The organism is Polyangium spumosum, assembly GCF_009649845.1.
In the GTDB taxonomy this organism is placed as follows: domain Bacteria; phylum Myxococcota_A; class Polyangia; order Polyangiales; family Polyangiaceae; genus Polyangium; species Polyangium spumosum.
Genome location: NZ_WJIE01000001.1, coordinates 53551 through 73178, shown reverse-complemented (window position 1 = coordinate 73178; position 19628 = coordinate 53551). Strand labels below are relative to the sequence as shown.

Sequence of the window (19628 nt, the reverse complement as noted above, 5' to 3'; positions counted from 1 at the left end):
CTTCTTGAAGACCGCGGCGGCCGCGCGACGCGCATTCAGGAGGACTTGTCATGCTTCGACTTCCCTACCTCGCCCTCGTCTCGACGCTCGCCCTCACCGGCTGTACGGGCCTCTCGTTCGGCGAGAACAACCCGGGCCAGGACACGTGGCTCGGCAACGGCGCCATCGCCGTCGACGACCGCACGGAGACGTCGTTCGTGCTCGCCAGCGAGACGGACGACACGAGCACGCCCGGCCAGATCCCCGCGAAGACCCTCTTCGCGATCGATCCCGACACGGGCCTCGTGCGAGAGGCCGCGGATCTCACGGGCCGCGACGATCCGCGGCTGCTCTTCCCGGCGTCGGGCCTGCTCGTCATGAGCGAGGAGAACAACAAGGATCGGCTCGACCTCTTCGATCACGAGACGCTCACGCTGAAGAAGAGCGTGGAGCTCGACGTCCGCTACCACGGCACTCGCATGAGCCCGAGCCGCAAGTTCATCGGCGTCGCCGACAACACCTCGCAGCAGTTCCCGATCCACGTCCTCGAGGCCGAGACGCTCGCGAAGCACGTGATCCCGCACGACGGCGAGTGGCTCGAGGCCATGTTCCTGAACGGGAGCGACACGCTCGTGGCGATCGTCTTTTACGACCAAGGCACGCCCACGCCGCGGGCGCGCCTCCTCGCGTGGTCGATGCAGGAGCTCACCATCCTCGGCTTCGAGAAGGAGCCGGGCTCGGCGTTCTGGCCGAACCGCGTGTTCGACATCGAGGTGCCGAACGTCGCGTGGGATCTCGGCGCCTCGTTCACGTGGGTCGGCACGAGCCCGGACGACAAGTACGTCGTCTTCCCCGTGCGCAAGGCCGAGGTGCAGCCGAACGACGAGATCGTCTACACGCACGAGCTGCTCGTGCTCGACACGACGACGCAGGAGATACGCGCCGTCCCCGGCGCGCGTGGGCCCGTGGGCTTCACGCCCGACGGCTCGACGATCGTGTCGTACGGCGATCAGGACATGAACGGCAACCAGGAGCTCTGGCTCGTCGACGCCGCGACGCTCGAGGTCGATCCCGAGCCCGTGACCCTCGAGGGCGGCATCTCGTACTTCGTGAGCCGCGACGGCAACTTCGTGGTCGTCGGCTCCTCGAACGGCGATCAGCGGCTCGTGCTCTACGACGTGGACCAGGACAGATCCACGCAGATGGAAGGCCCCGGCGTCGGCCTCGACGAGTTCGTCAGCCGCGTCGGCCGCAAGGAGATGTGGATCGTCGACGATCAGTCGCTCTTCCGGCTCGACCTCGCGGCGGGCGAGATCGAGGCGATCCCGACGACGTTCAGCCCCGAGCACGTGAACATCCTGCCCACGCGTGACCGCCTCGTGCTCGACGACGGGGACTCGAACGACATCGTGTTCTTCGACCCGGCCGCGCGGAGCGTGAAGACGATCGTCGCGCTGCCCGTCGGCAAGACCTCGCCCTGAGCTCGCTCGCGGGATAACCTCCGCTCGTCATGCGGAAGGTCGTGATCCACGGGCCCGGCAGCTACGATCGTCTGAAGCTCGAAGAGCATCCGGATCCCAGCCCCGGGCCCGGCGAGATCCTCGTCGACGTCGAGGCCGCGGGCGTGAACTACGCCGATTGTATCGTGCGGATGGGCCTCTACGAGTCGGCGAAGAAATACGTCGGCTGGCCCATCACGCCCGGCTTCGAGGTCGCGGGCAAGGTCGCGGCGCTCGGGCCAAACACGGAGGGCCCCGCGCCCGGCGCGCCCGTCTTCGCCGTCACCCGCTTCGGCGGCTACGGGAGCCGCGTCTGCGTCCCCGCGCATCAGGTCTTCCCGCTCCCGAAGGGTTTTTCCGTGGCCGAGGCCGCCGGCTTCCCCGCGGTGTTCCTGACCGCGTATCACGCGCTCTTCGACCTCGCGAACGTGCGGCCCGGCATGAACGTGCTCGTCCACTCGGCGGCCGGCGGCGTGGGCAGCGCGCTCGTCGAGCTCGGGAAGATCGCGGGGTGCCGCGTGATCGGCGTCGTCGGCGCGAGCCACAAGGTCGCCGTCGCGCGCAAGCTCGGGGCCGACGCGGTCATCGACAAGAGCGTCGAGCCGCTCTGGGCCGTGGCCGAGCGGCTCGCGCCCGAGGGCTACGACGTCGCGCTCGACGCGAACGGCGTGGAGACGCTCGGCCAGAGCTACCGCCACCTCGCCCCGTCGGGGAAACTCGTCGTGTACGGCTTCCACACGATGATGCCGCGCAAGGGCGGACGGCCGAACTGGATCAAGCTCGCCGTCGATTGGCTGCGCACGCCCCGGTACAACCCGCTCGACCTGACGAACGACAACAAGAGCGTGCTCGCGTTCAACCTCTCGTACCTCTTCCACCGCGAGGATCTGCTCCGCGAATACATGACGAAGCTGCTCGGGTGGATCGACGAGGGCCGGATCACGCCGCCGCCCGTGACGACGTTCCCCGCCGAGCGCGTGGCCGACGCGCACCGCGCGCTCGAAGGCGGCGGCACGGTCGGCAAGCTGGCGCTCACGTTCTGAAGGTCAACGAGCGAGCGCCTCTTCGATCGCCTGAACGAGCTTCGTGTCCTCGGGCTCGACGGACGACGGGAACCGGCCGATCACCGTCCCGTCCTTGCCGACGAGGAATTTTTCGAAGTTCCACTTCACCTCGCCCGCCGGCGCCGCCTGCGTGAGGAAGGCATACAGCGGATGTTTGCCGCTGCCCTTCACCGGGATCTTCGAGAACATGGGGAACTTCACGCCGTACTTGCTCGTGCAGAACGTGGCGATCTCCTGGTCGGTCCCCGGCTCCTGCGCGCCGTAGTCGTTCGAGGGGAAGCCGAGCACGGCGAACCCTTTGCCCTCGAAGCGCTCGTGCAGCCGCTCGAGGCCCGCGTATTGCGGCGTGTAGCCGCACTCCGAGGCCACGTTGACCACGAGCACGACCTTGCCCCGGAAATCTCCGAGCGAGCGCTCCTCGCCGAGGATCGTCTTCACCGTGAATTCATGCAGGCTCATCTTCTTCCCTTCCTGGACCGCGGCGCCCCCGGCCGGCTCCGGCGCGCCCCTGGGAGAGGCCGAAGGCAACGAGCCGCTCTCGCAACCGAGGATCCCCGCGAAGACGACCCACCCGAACCGAAGGAGCTTCATCCCGCCTGCTTAGGGGGCCCGTGGTGGGTACGCAAGAGGCATGGACGAGCGGCCGGAGGTCGAAGATGATGCCGCATGCTCCTCCGGAAGGACGGAACCACCCCGCCGCCCGATCCCGCCGTCCCGCTCGCCCAAGCGGCGCGCTCCTTGCCCGACCTCTTCCTGCGCCGCGCCGAGGCGACGCCGACCGCCATCGCGTGGAAGGCCAAGAAAAACGGCGAATGGCGATCCACGACCTGGGCCGAGTTCCGGGCCCGCGCCACGGCGCTCGCGACCTTCCTCGCCAGGCGGGGCCTCGCGCCCGGCGACAAGATCGGCATCATCGGCAGCACCCGCCCCGAGTGGTGCATCTGCGACGTCGGCGGACAGCTCGCCGCGCTGGTCACGGTCGGCGCCTACCCCACGCTCGCCCCGGGGCAACTCGCGTACGTCCTCGATCACGCGGACGTGCGTGTCGCGTTCGTCGAGGGCAAGGACGAGGTCGAGAAGATCCTCGCCGTCAAGAACGACATGCCCAAGCTCGAGCTCGTCGTCGTATGGGACACGCGGGGCCTCGAAGATACGTTGCGCGAGCACGCCTGGCTCCTCGGCTGGGACGAGGCCCTCGACGCGCCGGGTGACCCTCCCCTCGTCGCGGAGCGCGTCGCCGCCATCGTCCCCGGCGACACGGCGCTCTTCATTTACACGAGCGGCACGACCGGCCCGCCCAAGGGCGCGATGATCTCGCACGAGAACATCCTCGTGACCCTCGCCGGCGTCCATTTCAATTCGTTCGCTCGTTCGGACATGGCGCTCTCGTTTTTGCCGATGGCGCACGCGGCCGAGCGGATCCTCGCGTTCTGGGGCCGCATCGACCACGGCATCGCCACCGCGTTCGCGACGAGCGTGCCCGCGGTGCTCGAGGAGCTCAAGGAGGTGCGCCCGACGCTCTTCGGCAGCGTCCCGCGTATCTTCGAGAAGGCCTACGCCCGCATCCAGGCCGAGGTCGACAAGGCCCCGCCGGCGCGGAGGCGCGTGTTTCGGTGGGCCGAGGCCACGGGCCTCGCGGTCGTGGAGGCCTGGCAACGCGGGGAAGAGCCTTCCCTGCCGCTCCGGCTCGCGCATCGCGTGGCCGACAAGCTCGTCTTCTCCCGGGTCCGCGAGGCCTTCGGGGGGCGCGTCAAGCGCTTCGTCACGGGGGCGGCGCCGATCCCGCGCCCGATCCTCGCCTTCTTCTGGGCCGCGGGCCTGCCCATTTACGAGATGTACGGCATGACCGAGGCCACGGTCGTCACGCACGGCAATCGCCCTGGCCAGGTCCGCCTCGGCTCCGTCGGCCGCGCGCTCCCGTTCGTGGAGGATCACATCGCGGACGACGGCGAGATCCTCGTGCGGGGCCCGAACGTGTTCAAGGGGTATTACAAGAACCCCGAGGCGACGCGCGAGATGATCGACGAGGAGGGCTGGCTGCACACGGGCGACATCGGCAAGAAGGACGCGGACGGGTTCGTCTTCATCGTCGATCGCAAGAAGCACCTCATCATCACGTCGGGCGGGAAAAACATCAGCCCCGCGAACGTGGAGAACGAGATCAAGGCGCAGGGCACGCTCATCAGCCAGGTGCACGCGCACGGCGACCGGCGGGCGTATTGCACCGCGATCGTGACGATCCACCCGCTCGAGGCCGTGGAATGGGCGAAAGCAAAGAGCCTGCTCCCGGAGCCGGAGGCCGAGGCGCTGCGCCTCGCCTTGCTCGCGAGCCCGCTCTCCCGCCCGCCGGCCCTCGCCGCGGTGATGGAGAAGGCCACGGCCGATCCCGAGATCCGAGAGCGCGTGGCGTCGGCCGTGCGTCGCGCGAATACGAGGCTCGCGCGCGTGGAGGGCATCAAGCGCGTCCACCTGCTCGACCGGGATTTTTCCCTCGAGGAGGACGAGGTGACGCCGACGCTCAAGGTGAAACGAAAGAACATCGAAAAGAAGTTCGCCCCCATCTTCGACCGGCTCTACGAGGACCCGGCCTTCGGCATTCCGATCGACGAACACTGAGCGGCCCCTTCCCTCGGGGGGACACGCCCATGTTGCGCCGCAACAAAAAGTCCCTTGACGGCGCTGCCCTCGTAACCCTAAGCTCCCTCGCGACTGGCTGCTCGATCCTCGATCGACCAGCTCAGCCCAGTTTTCGCCCGGCCCGGGAGCTCTCCCGCGGCCGGGCCTTGATCTGCGCGGGCCGTTGTGCGCCGCAACATGACGGAGGACGAGAGTGATGCGAGGATTGTCCGGCAAGAGGGTGCTCATCACGGGGGCGGCGAGCGGCATCGGTCGCGCCACGGCGACGCGTTTTTACGAAGAGGGCGCGGTGCTCCTCCTGAACGACGTCGTGCCCGCCGAGCGCGCCGATCTCGCATCGGCCTTCCCCGAGCGCATGACGTACGTGCAGGCCGACGTCTCCCGCCCGGAGGGCCTCGCCGCCCTCGAGCAGGCCGTGCGTGACAAGAAGGGCCTCGACGTCCTCGTCAACAACGCCGGCATCACCCGCGACAAGAGCCTCGCCAAGCTCTCGCCCGAGGACTGGGACCAGGTCATCGCCGTCAACCTCACCGCCGTCTTCAAGCTCTGCCAGATGGCCGCCGCCTTCATGAAAGAGCAGAAGAGCGGCGTCATCCTGAACGCCGCCTCCGTCGTCGCCCATTACGGCAATTTCGGCCAGGCGAACTACGTCGCCACCAAGGCCGGCGTGATCGGCTTGACCAAGACCCTCGCCCGCGAGCTCGGCCGCTCCGGCGTCCGCGTGAACGCCGTCGCCCCGGGCTTCATCCTCACCGACATGGTCCGCAAGGTCCCCAAGGAGAACCTCGACGCCATCGCGGGACAGACGCCCCTCAAGCGCCTCGGCGACCCCGCCGAGATCGCCTCGGTGTACGCCTTCCTCGCGAGCGACGACGCGTCGTACATGACCGGCGCCGTCATCGACGTGAACGGCGGCCTCGTCCTCGGGACCTGAACCCTAGCCCGCAAAAAGCGCGGCGACTTCGTTCAAGAGCCCCGCCTCCCCCGCCGGCGGACCGCCTCCTCCGTGCACATCGGCGAACGTGCAGAGGAGGTGGCCCAGCCGCCCGCCCGTGCCCGCCGCCGTGACGCTGAGCACGACCCGGCTGAGATCGATCTCCACGCCCTGCACGTTCACCCGGAGCGGCTCGAGCTCGAGCTCCAGGATCGCGCACGCCGCGTGTGTGACCGACGCCGGCAGCATGAGCGGGAGGTTCGTCACGGTCCCCGTCAGGTTCCCCGCGAGGTCCGACAGCCTCGCCGTCATCCGCACGTTCGCGACGAGCTGCCCGCCCTGCGCGGCGAAGCTCTCCACCGTCACGGTGCCCGCGAGCTGACCGGCCACGCCCCCGAACGCGTCCCCGACCGACCCCGTGATCGGCGCGCTCAGACCAGGGCCCACGCCGCCCCGCGCGGCCCTCGCCTCTCCCCCCACGAGCACGAGCGCGCCAGCGAGCCCCGCCGCCACCACTCCGAGGGATGTTCGCCGATCCACAACGTGTCCTTTTTCAGTGGTGTGCTCGTGCACACACCCGAGCGCCGGCGAGCTCCTCAGCAACCCGCGTACCGAGCGCCCGGCGTCAGGCGTGTGTGCCGGGCGTTCCTGGAGTTTCAGGAGCCGAGGACGTCCACGAGCGCCGCCGCCACGGCCGAGGCGAACGCCGCGAGCGTCTGCGGCTCGTCCCAGAGCTTCGCCTCGCGAGGATCGAGCGCGTGGTGCGTCTCCACCAGCACCGAGGGCATCTTCGGCCGCCGGAGCACGAAGATCCGCTGCGCCGGGGCGTGCCTGTCGACGAAGACCCCCGCCTGCTCGGGATCCACCGCGTAGAGGTCCCCGTACTCCACGCCCCCGTAGGCCCAGAACCCCACGTCCCGCATCCGGCGCGCCACGGCCCGCGCCAGCGCGTGGCGCGCCTCGGCGAGCTTCGGCTCCCCCTCGTCCGACCAGAGCACCGAGAAGCCCGGCGCGGCGAGGTTCACCACGCACTCCCGGCCCGGCGCGGGGTTCCACTTCTCGCCCGTTTGACCTCGAACGTCCGAGTGCAGGCTCAGGAACACCTCGGCCCCCCACGCCTCGGCGTCCTCCACGCGGGCCTGATACGCGACGGGGCCCGCGTTTTCCCGGGCGAGGCGCACGTCGAAGGCCCCCGTCGCGCGCAGGTGCTCGCCGAGCGCGCGGGCCGCGGCCAGGGTGAAGTCCTGCTCTTCCCGGCAAAAACACGAGCTGTTGCCCGGGTTGCCGGCCGCGCCGTGGCCGGGATCCACGAACACCCGCCGCACCCCGAAGCCCGCCGGGAAACGTGGCGTCAGCGCCACGAGCGGCCCGAACGGATCGGGCAGCCGCGCGGCGCGCCCCCCGCGTCGCGAGGCGACGCCCGCGGCGGCGGCGGCGGCGCCCGCGCCTGCGAGGCCGAGGAGCAGGGATCGACGCGAGATCACGCCTCCCGTTCGTAGCCGAGCCGGCCCCTCCGCGACAACCCCTTGCTTTTCGCGGATCTGTCGGGCTATCGCTTCGAGTACCAACGAATCGACCGAGCCCTCCGCATGCCCTTCGTCTCCCCGCCCCCGCTCCCTGGCTTCCTCGCCGCCGAAATGCCCCTGCGCCGCCGCGCCTACCGGCTCGAACAGGGAGAAGACGCCGGCAAGACCGTGCATTTCGTCGACCACGGCCCGGAGCGGGCCCGCCCGGCGCTCTTCGTCCACGGCAACCCGACCTGGTCGTTCCTCTGGCGCAAGGTCATCGCCGCGCTGCCCGAGCTGCGCTGCATCGCGCCCGACCTGCTCGGCTTCGGCCTCTCCGACCGGCTCGCGCGCCTCGAGGACCACTCCGTCGATCGTCACGCCGCCGCCGTCGCCGAGCTCGTCACGGCCCTCGATCTGCGCGATCTCGTCCTCGTCGGGCAGGACTGGGGCGGCCCTGTCGGCGTGCTCGCCGCCTCGCTCGTGCCCGATCGGATCGCGGCCGTCGTCCTCGCCAACACCTCCGTCCTCGTCCCCGCGCGCCCTCGCGGCACCCTCTTCCACCGCTTCGCCCGCGTGCCCGTCCTGAGCGACGTCGTCTTCCGCGGCCTCGGCTTCCCGCAGAACCTGCTCGCCGTCGCCCAGGGCGATCGCCGCTCCATCCGCGGCGCCACCGCCCGCGCGTACACCTATCCCTTGCGCAGCCTCGCCGATCGCGTCGGCCCCCTCGCCCTCGCCCGCATGGTCCCGGACGGGCCGGATCACCCGAGCTTGCCTGCGCTCCAGCGGGCCGAGGCGTGGATCCTCGGCTTCTCCGGGCCTGTCGCGCTCGTCTGGGGCGAACGGGATCCCATCCTGGGCAAGGCCCTCGCGCGCCACCAGCGCGCGCTCCCGCGGGCGAGCGTCACGACCACCCAGGCGGGGCATTTTCTGCAGGAGGAGGTCCCCGAGGAGATCGCGGCGGCGGTCGAGGACGTCATCCATCGCCTCGCGCGGCGCTAGCCCCCTCGCGCCTCCTGGAGTAGGTTCCCGCGCTCAAAGCGTAGGAGCGTACCGTGACGACGACGAAGCGCCCGGAAGAGCGCGAAGAGAGCGCGGCCCAGAACTTCATCCGGGCCATCATCAGCGAGGACCTCGAGAAGGGCCGCCACGCGAAGGTGGTGACCCGCTTCCCGCCCGAGCCGAACGGCTACCTCCACATCGGCCACGCGAAGGCCATCTGCACGAACTTCGGCCTCGCCCGCGAGTTCGGCGGCGTCTGCCACCTCCGCATGGACGACACGAACCCCACGACGGAGGACGTCGAGTACGTCGAGAACATCCAGCGCGACGTCCGCTGGCTCGGCTTCGACTGGGGCGACAAGATGTTTTACGCCTCCGACTACTTCGAGCGCCTCCACGCGTTCGCGGTGGAGCTCATCAAGAAGGGCAAGGCGTACGTCGACAGCCTGAACGAGGCCGAGATCCGCGCCTATCGCGGCACGGTGAACGAGCCGGGCAAGCCGAGCCCGTACCGCGACCGCACGATCGAGGAGAACCTCGACCTCTTCGAGCGCATGCGCAAAGGCGAGTTCCCCGAGGGCGCGCACGTCCTGCGCATGAAGGGTGATCTCGCCTCGAGCAACATGAAGATGCGCGACTGGCCGATGTACCGCATCAAGCACGCGCACCACTACCGCACGGGCGACGCGTGGCACATCTACCCGCTCTACGACTTCGCCCACAGCCTCTCGGACGCGATCGAGGGCATCACGCACTCGATCTGCACGCTCGAGTTCGAGAACAACCGCGAGCTCTACGACTGGTTCGTCGAGAACGTCGACGTCCCCGCGCGGCCGCGGCAATACGAGTTCGCGCGGCTGAACCTGACGTTCACCGTGATGAGCAAGCGCAAGCTGCTCGAGCTCGTGAAGGGTGGCCTCGTGCGTGGCTGGGACGATCCGCGCATGCCGACGCTCGCGGGCCTTCGTCGCCGCGGCGTCACGCCCGACTCGCTCCGCGCCTTCTGCGAGGAGATCGGCGTCGCTAAGACGAACAGCACCATCGAGGTCGAGCGCCTCGAGGCCTGCATCCGCGCCGATCTCGACCGCCGCGCCGGCCGCGTGATGGCCGTGCTCCGCCCGCTCAAGGTCGTCATCGAGAACTACCCCGAGGGCAAGGTCGAGGACTTCGAGGCCCCGCTCTTCCCGGACGAGCCCGGCAAGGGTGGCACGCGGAAGATCCCGTTCTCGCGCGAGCTCTACATCGAGCGGGACGACTTCATGCAGGATCCGCCGGACAAGTGGTTCCGCCTCGCGCCGGGCCGCGAGGTGCGGCTGCGGTATGCGTACATCGTGACGTGCAAGGACGTCGTGCGGGATCCGGCGACGGGTGAAGTGACGGAGCTCCGGTGCACTTACGATCCGGAGACACGCGAGGGCGCGGCGCAGGCTGGCAAGAAGGTGAAGGGCACGCTGCACTGGGTGAGCGCGGCGCATGCGCTCCGGACCGAGGTGCGCCTGTACGATCGGCTGTTCCGCGATGAGCGGCCGGACCTCGTGGAGGAGGGCCAGGACTGGAAGGCGGGCCTCAACCCCGAGTCACTCGTGGTGATCGGTGACGCCGCCGTCGAGCCGAGCCTCGCCAAGGCCGAAGGCGGCACCCATTTCCAGTTCGAGCGGCAGGGCTTCTTTTTCGTCGACCCCATCGATTCGAAGCCCGGCGCGCCCGTCTTCAATCGCACGGTCTCGCTCAAGGACTCGTGGGCGAAGATCGCCGAGCCGAAGCAGGAGCCTCGGGCGAAGAAGGCCGAGGACAAGCCCGCCGTCAAGACGAGCCCCGAGGAGCGAATGGCAAAACTCTCGCCGGAGGCGCGTGCCATCGCCGAATCGCTCGAGACGCGCGGCCTCGGCCGCGAGGACGCCATCGTGCTCGCCGAGGACGCCGATCTCCGCGCCTTCTACGAGCAGGCCGTCGCGGCGCACCCGGGCCCCAAGACCGTGGCGAGCCTCGTCGTGAACGAGCTCGCCCGCAAGCTCGACGGCAAGAAGCCGAGCGCCCTTCCCTTCGGCGGCGCGGCCCTCGGCGAGCTCGCGTCGCTCGTCGACGACCGCACGATCACGCCCACGATCGCGAAGGAGGTCCTCTCCGAGATGCTCGCGACCGGCGAGGGCCCGCGCGCCATCGTCGAGAAGAAGGGCATGCGCCAGGTCTCGGACGCCTCCGCGCTCGAGCCCATCGTGGACAAGGTCCTCGCCGAGAGCCCGAACGAGGTGAAGCGTTACAAGGAGGGAAACGTAAAACTCCTCGGCTTCTTCGTCGGCAAGGTGATGAAGGCGTCCGGCGGCAAGGCGAACGCCGAGCGCGTGAACGAGCTTCTGCAGAAGAAGCTCGGCTGATCGAGGCGGGGCGGGCGACGGTCAGGGCTTCACGAATTTCAGCACGAACCTGTCGCTCGTCCCGCGCATCTCCCCCGCCTTCATCGGCGACGCATTCCAGTCGCGTGTATCCTTCTCGTTCCGCAGAAAGCTCGCCTCGCCTGCGAGCTTGAAGCCTGCCCGCTCCACCTCTTCGCGCAGCACCTTCTCCTCGATCCGGTGCGTCGTTTGCGCCTCCGACGTCCCGGCGCCCGCCTTCGCGCTGTGGTCGACGATCCCGTACACCCCGCCCGAGCGCAGGGCATTGAAGATGTTCTTGTTCATCTTGTCGCGGTCCGTCTTCATCCAGACCGTGTCGTGATAAAAGAGGACCATCACCACCGCGTCGAGGTCCTTCGCCTCGGGCGGCAGCGGATCGTCGAACTCGCGGTCCACGCGGACCACGTTCTTCATGACGGGCTTTTGCAGCCGCTCGGCCCAGGGTTTTTCGGCGAACCGCTCCAGGATGAACTTCGAATTGCTGCCGTACACCTTGCCGGTCTCCCCGACCGCCCGCGCCAGGAGCTCGGCCGTGTATCCGCCGCCGGCGGCGATCTCCGCGACCTTCATCCCCGGGCGGATGTCGAGGAACGCGAGCAGCTCGGCCGGCTTGCGGCCTGCGTCGAGGGCGCGATCCGCCTCGGCCCGATCGGGCGCGGCGACGACGGCGGCGAGGGCCTCGGGCACGTTCGTGTCCGCGGCCGGCTTCTCGGCCGTGCTCGGGGGCGTGACCGTCTCGGCTGCTTTGGGCGTCTCTTCGGCCTGGGCCGTCTCCGCGGGTGGCTGGGAGCCGCCGCAGGCGGCGAGCAGGGCGACGAGGGGCAGGACCAGGGGGATGGGGAGGCTACGCATGCGGCGCACGCTAGCGCGGATGCCGCGCGGCGGTCTACTCTGGGGCGCGTGAGCGCCTGGGATCCGCGGTTCTTCCGGAAGAGCCCTCTCTACTGGCCGATTCAGCGCGTCGCCGCGTGTTTCGAGGGCGCCCTCGAATGGCCGACCGTCGAGGCCGTCGACGAGGCGCTCTCCGGGGCCGCGGGTGTCCATTTTCGCCAGCAGCCGCCGAAGCCGCGTCGTGGTCGTGGGCGGCGCCGCGAGCCGGTCGACCCTTCGTCGCTCTACGATGCTCGCATCCACGTCGAGGGCTGGGTGCCGACGCGCCCCTCGAGCTGGCACGACTTCCTGAACGCGCTCGTCTGGGCCACGTTCCCCGCGAGCAAGCGCGCCCTGCACGCCCGGCAGCACCGGGCCATGGCCGCGCGGCTCGGCGATACGTCGAAGACGCTCCCCGACCGGCGCACGCGTGAGCAGGACGGGCTCGCGCTGCTCGACGAAGGCAGCTTGCTCCTGCTCGTCGACGCGGGCCGGGCTTCGAAGATCGCGACGGCGCTCGAGGCGCGGGACGTGTCCGTCGTGCGGAACGAGATCACTGGCGGCGGCGCCGTCGCCCTTGTTTTCGGCCACGCGCTTTACGAGAGCCTCCTGCCGGAGCCGCGTCTGTCGATATGGGGGATGGTGGCCCTGCTCCCGTGCCCCGGGCCTTTGCCGCTCGATGACCTTTCGCGTATTCGGCTCGCGGATACGCGGCTCGCCGAGGCCATCACGACGCCGGAGAGCTTCTCGCGGCCCGAGACCTTCCGGAGCTTGCCGCTCGAGGAGGGGGTGCTCTGCGCGTCGGGGTGATCCCCTTCCGCTCCTTGCCCGGTCGACCGGGCATCGGAGGCACCGACAATTCTGCCCGCGCGCCCTTGACCTCGTATCGAGGAGGACGGCAATTGGTGGCCTCACTGCATTTTCTGGCGTCCCTTAGAAGGCGCTTGCCCTTCAGGGCGGATCTTCCTAGTGTGGACGAATGGGGGGAGCTGTACCTTGGAAGGAGAGATGCACCATGGAGCGAAGCAGCCGATTGGGTTCCCGTAGTTCGTGGGGTCGCGTTGGTGCCGCCTTGTGCGCGGGGGCTCTCGGGGCGATCGCCATCGGTGCCGTGACGCCTGCGCAGGGTGGCCATCCCTGGGGCGGACATCCGGGCGGCGGGCCTCCGGGGCTCCAGCGCCTCCTCGACGAGGCGGAGATCGAGAAGCTGACCTACTGTTATGCCCAAGCCACGGACACCATCGGGCGTGGCGACGTGGAGGGAGGCCGGAGCCTTTACGAGCAGTGTTTCACGCCGAACGCCGTGCTCGAGGTTTATTTCCCCGACAATCCCCCCAATGGCCCCCCCGGCCTGACCTCCGGCCCCTCCGCGTGGGCCGACGTCGCGAACGACGTGTTCGTCACGGCCGGCTATCTCTCGACGCAACACCTGAACAGTAACGTCGTGATCAACGTGCAGGGGAACACGGCGACGATGTCGACCTACCTCAGCGCGACCCACGTCCTCGACCCCGCCGGCGCCGTCGACATGGCCGTCGGGACCTACGACGACATCGTCGTCCGCACGCCCCAGGGCTGGAAGATCGCCAAGCGGACCTTGCGGCTCCTCACGTTCATGCGGGTCGAGTCGCCGTGACGCCGAGCGGGGGGGACTCGGCGTTTTCTCCTTGGTTGCTCCGCGCGGATCCGGGCGTGCGCTGACGAGGTTTCCAATCATGTCCTCCGCTCACGACGAGCACAGCATTCCCTACGATCTCTTCTTCCAGACGTCCCGCGATCTGCTCTGTGTGCTCCGCGGCGACGGGCGTATGATCCGCACGAACGACGCATTCCGGAGCGTGCTCGGGTATCCCGAGTCGATCCTCGTGGGCGAGCCCTTGCTCAAGCTCTTGCACCCCGAGGACGCGGGGCCGGTGCGCGCCTTTCTGGCATCAAACGAGGGGGGAGACGCGAACGTCTCGGTCCGCGCCAGGTTCTTGCACCGGGACCTGAGCCACCGGAGCCTCGTCTTCGTGCTCCGCCGCGTGGCCGGAGATACGAAGCTCTACGGCTCCGGGATCGAGATCCACACGCAGGAGCCCGTCCCCGACTGGGAGCGGCGGCGGAACCTGTTCCACAAGATGGGCGCCACCGCCAAGGTAGGGGGCTGGGACGTCGATCTGGAGACGGGAGAGCAATACTGGACCGAGGAGACGTACCGGATCCACGAGCTCCCGCTCAGCCACGATCCGAAGGTCGACACGGGGATCGCGTCCTACGCGCCGGAGGACCAGGCGACGATCGCGGCGGCCTTCGGCGCCGCCGCCAGCGAGGGCAAGCCGTACGACCTCGAGCTCCAGCTCATCACCGCGACAGGCCGTCGGGTCTGGGTGCGCACCGCGGGCGTGCCGGTGATGGAGAACGGGAAGGTGGTCCGGGTCATGGGCGCCTTCCAGGACATCGACGAATTCAAGCGCCGCGAGCTCGATCTGGAAGAGAAGCTCGCGATCATCGAGGCGCAGCGGTCGGAGATTCAAGCGCTCTCCGTGCCGATCATCCAGGTATGGGACGACGTGCTCGCGCTGCCCGTGGTCGGCGAGGTGGACGAGGCGCGCGCGGCGGACATCACGTCGCGGCTGCTCGACGCCGTCGTCGCGACCGGGGCGCGGTTCGCGATCCTGGACCTGACCGGGGTCGAGTCCGTGGACGCGGGCACGGCGGAGCGGCTGTCGGGTATCCTCCGGGCCATCCGGCTCCTCGGCGCAGAGGGCATCGTCACGGGGATCCGGCCAGCCGTGGCGCAGATGTTCGCGACCCTCGAAGCGGGCTTCGCAGGGGCGAGGACACTCAGCAACCTGCGTGAGGCAATCAAGGTCTGCATGCGGCGCGTCACCCGGGGGGCGCTCCAGGCGTCGGCGCGCCCGAGGTGACGCGGCGGTGCGCCGCGCGGAACGCCGCCGGCGTCATGCCACGCGCGCGCCGAAACATGCGGATGAAATGGGTCGGGTCCGCATAACCGACCCGCTCGGCGATGATGTCGATCCGCTCGTCCGAGGAGACGAGCAGCCGCTCCGCCTCCGCCACGCGCCCCGCCGCGATCCACGCCCCCGCCGTCTTCCCCGTCGCGCGCCGCAGCGCCGTCGTCACGTGCGCGGGCGAGCGCCGCACGGCGGCGGCGACGTCGGCGAGCGAGATGGGCTCCATGCAATGCCGCTCGATGTAATCGAGCGCCTCCGCGACGAGCGACGGCGGGCTCGACCCCGCCGCCTGGAAAGGCTGGGCGCGGACGATCTCGGCCAGGATGAGCGCGACGAGGCTCTGGACGACGAGCTCGGCCGCGGGGCCCGGGGGGGCGCTCGACTCGCGCGCGAGCTCGCGGAAGAGGCCAACGAGGTGGTCTTGCCGGTCGCCGGGCACGTGGACGACGGCGGACGCGCCGCCCCGCACGCGTTCGAAGGGCGCGAGCAGCGGCCCGAGCGCGCGGGACGGGAGGCACGTCGCGCAGAGGCCGAGGCCCCAGAACTCCACGTCCTTGGCGCCGTGCATGCGATGGGGCTCGCCCGCGGGCACGACGAGCACGTCCCCCGGGCCGAGGGTGTGGCGCCCGCGTTGCTCGACGACGGCCGAGCCGCCCACGTAGAGCGCGAGCGCGGCGTACTCGTGGGTGGCGGGCCGCGACGGGGCTTTGGCGCAGGGCAAGGTCCGGTGGGCGACGAAGGCGGAGCCGTGGTTGGCGAGCAACGTGCCCGTGTGGTTCATGCGCGGAGCTTAGCCGAACCGGGCGGCCGTGGTAGCATCACGCTCCATGCGTTCCTTTCTCGTCCTTCCCCTCCTGGGCTCACTCCTCGCGCTCTTCCCTGCGTGTTCGTCGGATCCGGCGACCACCGGCCCTGGCGGCTCCGGCGGCTCCGGCGGCTCCGGAGGCTCCGGCGGCGCGGGTGGCGGCGGCGGCATGATGGCCGTTTGCACCGACCCGGCCGCGGTCCCTTGTGAGGATCAGGTCATCCAGGGCATGAACTTCCAGGGCGAGGCGGCCCCCGGCCTCATCACGGAGGAGGCCGACGGCGCGGGCTTCAGCGTCCACGTCGACGCGACCGCGGGTGGCTTCGGCGCGCCCATGCCCCATTCGTACGTTTATGGTCGGTTCACCGAGAACGGGCTCGAGAAGGTCGAGATCTCCGACGAGGACTCGATTGGCTCGATGGACTGGGACATCGCCTTCCGTCGCTCCACCATCCGCATCAACAGCGGCAACTCCGGCCCCTCCTGCGTCGCCGCGACGCGGATGCAGGACGGCACGAAGTACGAGGACGTGAATGCCGCGCCCGACAACCTCCCGTACCGCACCGACGAGTATTTCTCCGAGGCCTGCGAGATGATCCCGGACGGCTCGGGCCTGCCGGGCTCGCCCGCGGTCGCGGTGCATTTCTGGACGTATAGCGGGTGCGTGAAGATGAACGGCAACGTCTTCGTCGTCCGCCTCGCCGACGGGCGCCATTTGAAGCTCATCGTCGACTCGTATTACGAGCCCGCGGTCCAGGAGCAATGCAACACGACCGACTCGATCCCGATGATGGGCACGGGTTCGGGGAACGTCCGCTTCCGCTGGGCCTTCCTGCCGTGAGGGCGGCTCGCCTCCTCGCCATGGCCGCGCTCTCCGGTCTCGCCGCGTGCGGGCCGGAGGGCGCTCTGCCCGGGGCATTCGAATGGGACGGGCCGTCCCTCGCGCCGCTCGACCGGCCGGATACGCCGGGCAACGGGCTGCAGTTCAACTTCGAGCCGGGCGACGTGGTGGAGGCGTTTTCTTCACCCGGCGGGAAGTTCCTCGTGCATTTCACGCGCTCCGGCCCGAACGCCGTGCCGGCGGAGGACGCCGAGGGCTCGGGCACGCCCGATTTCGTGGAGCAGGTGGCGTCGGTCTACGACGAGGTCCTCGCCCATTACGAGGGGCTCGGGTTCCGGCCGCCGCGCAGCGACGAGGGGCTGCCGGACAACGGGGGCGACGGACGGTTCGACGTTTACCTCGTCGACTTCGCGGGGATCGGCGACGGCGTCTACCAGACCGACACCTGCGGGCCCGACAAGCCGGAGCAATGCACCGGCTACATGGTCCAGGAGAACGATTACAAGGGCTACGGCTACCCGTCCACGCTCGTGGCGAACCGCATCCTCGGCAGCCACGAGTTTTTTCATGCCGTCCAGGCCGCCTACGACAACGGCCAGGGGAGCGTCTTCAACGAGGGGACGGCGGTCTGGGCGACGGAGAGTTACGACGCGGCGCTGCCCGATTTCGAGGCCTTCATCGACGGCTACCTCGACAACACGGACCGCTCGCTCGACCTGCCCCTGCCCGGCCCCGTGGATCCCTTCAGCTACGGCAGCGCGATCTTCTTCCAGTTCCTGGAGGAGCGATACGGCGACGGCACGGTCCGCGCCCTCGTCGAGAGGACCGAGGACGGCGCGGAGGGCGTGGCCGATCCGGGCTGGTTCGACGTGCTGGATCCGACGCTCGCCGCGGCGGCGGGCGCCTCGTTCCCGGAGGCGTTCGTGGAGTTCGCCACGTGGAACCTGTTCACGGCCCAGAGCGCCGACGCGGCGCGCGGATACACGAACGGCGCGAAGTATGCGCCCGTGAAGCTGGAGGGCGTCGCAGCGCCGTATACGGACGTGCTGCGGGTGTTTTACGCGTCGACACAATATTATCGGGTCGGGACGGGCGGGCGTGGACAGATGACGGCGGCGCTCGTCACGCCGGAGGAGACCGCGGCGGAGGTCGAGGATCTCGAGCTGCTCGTCACGACCCGGACGGGGACGACGATCGGGCCGGTGACACGGGCGAGCGACGTGAGCGCCGTCGATGCCATCGATACCTCGAGCGCCGATGAGCTCGTGGTCGCCGTGGTGAATACGTCGCAATCGGGCAACTCCCGCAAGCCCACCCTTTGCATCGGGAGCCCCGAGGAGGTCGACGCCTGCAAGGCCGCCGTGCAAGAGGCCGGAAGCGGGAGCGGCGGCGGCGGCGGCAGCGGCGGCGGAAGCGGCGGAAGCGGCGGAAGCGGCGGCGGAAGCAGCGAGCCCGGCGGCTGCGGCTGCAGCCACGCGCCTGCCCCGGCGGGCCCCGGCCTCCTGGTATGCGCGGCCCTCGTGTTCTTCGGTCAACGTCGGGCGCGGCGCCGCAAGACGAGGCCGGCGAGCAATACCCCGTAAAAGAGATTCGACATTGATGGAGGCGTGCTCGCCTGGCCTGCGCGGCACGCGCAGCCGGCGTCTTCCTCGGCGGAAGGATCCGGCGGATTCGGCGCCGGTTCCAGGCCGCCGAGCGCCTCCGTCAGCGCCGCGACCGGGTCCACGATGCCGTGGCCGAACACGACGTCGTGCCCCGCCTCGTCGGGCGACGCGTAGGGCGCGGGCCTCGCGGTCGCGACGAGCAGATCGACGATCTCGGCCGAGGTCTTTTCCGGCGCGGCGCTCGCGACCAGCGCGGCCACGCCGGCGGCGACGGGGCACGCGGAGGACGTGCCTCCGAAGTTGGTCGTGTAATCGCTCGGATCGAGCCCGCCCGGCCCCACGATGTCGGTCGTCAACGTGCCGATGGGCGCGACGAGGTCGAGCGAGGCGCCGTAGTTCGTGAAAAACGTCTTGTCGTCGAACTGGTTGATCGCGCCGATCGTCAACACGCCGCGCACCGCATTGAGCTCCTCCGGGCCGAGCTCGCGGTCGTCGTTGCCGGCGGCGAAGACCACGACGGCGCCTTTGCCGCCGCGGCCGCTATCGAAGACGTGGTCGATCGCGTCGCGCAGCGTCGCCGGGACCGGGATGGGATCGACGTACCCCCAGCTATTCGAGACCACGGCGGCGCCCGTCTGCAGCGCGAAATCGAAGGCCTTGATGGGCGCCGAGAGGGGCGCGGCCTCGTCGGAAAGCATGCGGACGCAACGCAGGCGGCATTCGGGGCAGGCGCCGGCGATGCCCACGCCGTTGTTCGTGGCCGCGCCGATGATGCCCGCGCACGCGGTGCCGTGCTCGGCGCCCGAGAAGGCCGGGTCGTAACTCGCGTCGTCGTCGCCGTCGACCACGTCGAGGCCCGGATCGAGCTTGCCCTGGAGGTCGGGGTGCGTGAAATCGCAGCCGCTGTCGATGACGACGACCGTCGTGCCGGGATCACCCTGCGTGAGGCCCCAGGCCTCGGTCATGCGCATGCGGGCCTCGTCGAAATACCATTGCCCCGAAAAACGAGGGTCGTCGGGGATGAACGGCTCGCCCCGGCGCTCCATGTGGACGTAGAGGTTCGGCACGGCGTCGCGCACGCCTTCGGCGCGCGCCTCGGGGCTCGCGAGGCGGGCGGCGAGGGCGAGGCCGTCGTCGTGGCCTTCCGCGTCCTCCACGAGCCAGAGGCCGATCGAGGGCATGAGCGGCTCGACGAGGCGCAAGCCGCGGCGAGCGAGGGCCGCCTCGCCGCCCGGATCGAGGCGGACGACGGCGGTGGGGTCGATCGAGGCGCGGAAGGATCGTGCGCCGTGGCGGAGGCGGATGGGCGTGAGGGCCCTGCCGCGGGCATCGAGGGCCGGCGCGCCGAGGCGCTCGGCGGTGACGGGGCGGCCGCCGTCGAGGAAGGTGACCTCCGAGGGCGGAGGCGCGGCGCGGGCGAGCGGCGGCGCGAGGAGCGCGGCGAGCAGGGGGAGCGTCGGAAAAGCAAGCGGGATTCGGGGGGACATGCGGGCTCCGGGGCGAGAGGTCCTGCCGCAGTGTACGCCGAGCCTTGACGG

17 protein-coding genes are annotated in these 19628 nt (G+C 69.9%); 11 read left to right on the top strand and 6 right to left on the bottom strand.

The genetic code is table 11. The features are described 5' to 3' along the window. Window positions 1–50 precede the first annotated feature (50 nt). Window positions 51–1460, top strand: coding sequence for a TolB family protein (locus GF068_RS00340; protein WP_153817300.1), 1410 nt, complete (start codon window positions 51–53; stop codon window positions 1458–1460). 29 nt (window positions 1461–1489) lie between these two features. After that, window positions 1490–2521, top strand: a complete 1032-nt coding sequence (locus GF068_RS00335) for a synaptic vesicle VAT-1 family membrane protein (protein ID WP_153817299.1) — start codon at window positions 1490–1492, stop codon at window positions 2519–2521. Between the two features lie 3 nt (window positions 2522–2524). Here the strand turns inward: GF068_RS00335 and GF068_RS00330 are convergent, their stop codons facing one another. Continuing rightward, window positions 2525–3001, bottom strand: a complete 477-nt coding sequence (locus GF068_RS00330) for a glutathione peroxidase (RefSeq protein WP_153818291.1) — start codon at window positions 2999–3001, stop codon at window positions 2525–2527. 207 nt (window positions 3002–3208) lie between these two features. Here GF068_RS00330 and GF068_RS00325 point away from each other — a divergent pair, with 207 nt between their 5' ends. Then, window positions 3209–5158, top strand: a complete 1950-nt coding sequence (locus tag GF068_RS00325) for an AMP-dependent synthetase/ligase (RefSeq protein ID WP_153817298.1) — start codon at window positions 3209–3211, stop codon at window positions 5156–5158. A gap of 217 nt (window positions 5159–5375) precedes the next feature. Then, a complete protein-coding gene (gene fabG / locus GF068_RS00320; protein WP_153817297.1) occupies window positions 5376–6113 on the top strand; it encodes a 3-oxoacyl-ACP reductase FabG in 738 nt (245 codons plus the stop codon). Between the two features lie 3 nt (window positions 6114–6116). Here the strand turns inward: fabG and GF068_RS00315 are convergent, their stop codons facing one another. Together GF068_RS00315 and GF068_RS00310 are read right to left on the bottom strand one after the other, a co-directional pair. Continuing rightward, window positions 6117–6626 carry a hypothetical protein gene (locus GF068_RS00315; RefSeq protein ID WP_153817296.1) on the bottom strand — a complete coding sequence of 170 codons (510 nt, stop codon included), beginning with the start codon at window positions 6624–6626 and terminating at the stop codon, window positions 6117–6119. A gap of 143 nt (window positions 6627–6769) precedes the next feature. Beyond that, on the bottom strand, window positions 6770–7597 hold the full coding sequence (locus GF068_RS00310) for an N-acetylmuramoyl-L-alanine amidase (protein ID WP_338046137.1): 828 nt from the start codon (window positions 7595–7597) through the stop codon (window positions 6770–6772). A 105-nt stretch (window positions 7598–7702) separates the two neighbouring features. Here GF068_RS00310 and GF068_RS00305 point away from each other — a divergent pair, with 105 nt between their 5' ends. Together GF068_RS00305 and GF068_RS00300 are read left to right on the top strand one after the other, a co-directional pair. Beyond that, window positions 7703–8620, top strand: a complete 918-nt coding sequence (locus GF068_RS00305) for an alpha/beta fold hydrolase (protein ID WP_153817294.1) — start codon at window positions 7703–7705, stop codon at window positions 8618–8620. Window positions 8621–8673: 53 nt separating this feature from the next. Continuing rightward, window positions 8674–10995 carry a glutamine--tRNA ligase/YqeY domain fusion protein gene (locus GF068_RS00300; protein WP_338046136.1) on the top strand — a complete coding sequence of 774 codons (2322 nt, stop codon included), beginning with the start codon at window positions 8674–8676 and terminating at the stop codon, window positions 10993–10995. A 21-nt stretch (window positions 10996–11016) separates the two neighbouring features. On the opposite strand, the gene GF068_RS00295 is transcribed toward GF068_RS00300, so the two are convergent. Next, a complete protein-coding gene (locus GF068_RS00295; RefSeq protein ID WP_153817293.1) occupies window positions 11017–11865 on the bottom strand; it encodes a class I SAM-dependent methyltransferase in 849 nt (282 codons plus the stop codon). A 48-nt stretch (window positions 11866–11913) separates the two neighbouring features. Here GF068_RS00295 and GF068_RS00290 point away from each other — a divergent pair, with 48 nt between their 5' ends. The 3 genes from GF068_RS00290 to GF068_RS00280 all read left to right on the top strand — a co-directional run bounded on the left by GF068_RS00290 (window position 11914) and on the right by GF068_RS00280 (window position 14792). After that, window positions 11914–12693 carry a DUF3025 domain-containing protein gene (locus GF068_RS00290; protein ID WP_170319230.1) on the top strand — a complete coding sequence of 260 codons (780 nt, stop codon included), beginning with the start codon at window positions 11914–11916 and terminating at the stop codon, window positions 12691–12693. Between the two features lie 301 nt (window positions 12694–12994). Continuing rightward, a complete protein-coding gene (locus GF068_RS00285; protein ID WP_170319229.1) occupies window positions 12995–13519 on the top strand; it encodes a nuclear transport factor 2 family protein in 525 nt (174 codons plus the stop codon). A 79-nt stretch (window positions 13520–13598) separates the two neighbouring features. Then, window positions 13599–14792 carry an STAS domain-containing protein gene (locus GF068_RS00280; RefSeq protein ID WP_153817291.1) on the top strand — a complete coding sequence of 398 codons (1194 nt, stop codon included), beginning with the start codon at window positions 13599–13601 and terminating at the stop codon, window positions 14790–14792. Here GF068_RS00280 and GF068_RS00275 read toward each other — a convergent pair. Continuing rightward, complete coding sequence (locus GF068_RS00275) at window positions 14752–15621, bottom strand: helix-turn-helix domain-containing protein (protein WP_153817290.1); 870 nt, start codon at window positions 15619–15621, stop codon at window positions 14752–14754. The genes GF068_RS00280 and GF068_RS00275 overlap by 41 nt on opposite strands. A 46-nt stretch (window positions 15622–15667) precedes the next feature. On the opposite strand from GF068_RS00275, the gene GF068_RS00270 reads away from it, so the two are divergent. Further along, window positions 15668–16486, top strand: coding sequence for an HmuY family protein (locus GF068_RS00270; protein ID WP_153817289.1), 819 nt, complete (start codon window positions 15668–15670; stop codon window positions 16484–16486). Continuing rightward, a complete protein-coding gene (locus GF068_RS44080; protein ID WP_206079369.1) occupies window positions 16483–18069 on the top strand; it encodes an MXAN_6640 family putative metalloprotease in 1587 nt (528 codons plus the stop codon). Before GF068_RS00270 ends, GF068_RS44080 begins: the two co-directional genes overlap by 4 nt. On the opposite strand, the gene GF068_RS00260 is transcribed toward GF068_RS44080, so the two are convergent. After that, the gene (locus GF068_RS00260) at window positions 18018–19577 is read right to left on the bottom strand and encodes a S8 family serine peptidase (RefSeq protein WP_153817288.1); all 1560 of its coding nucleotides are present in this window, start codon (window positions 19575–19577) and stop codon (window positions 18018–18020) included. The two genes, GF068_RS44080 and GF068_RS00260, sit on opposite strands and share 52 nt — an antisense overlap. Window positions 19578–19628: the final 51 nt, after the last annotated feature.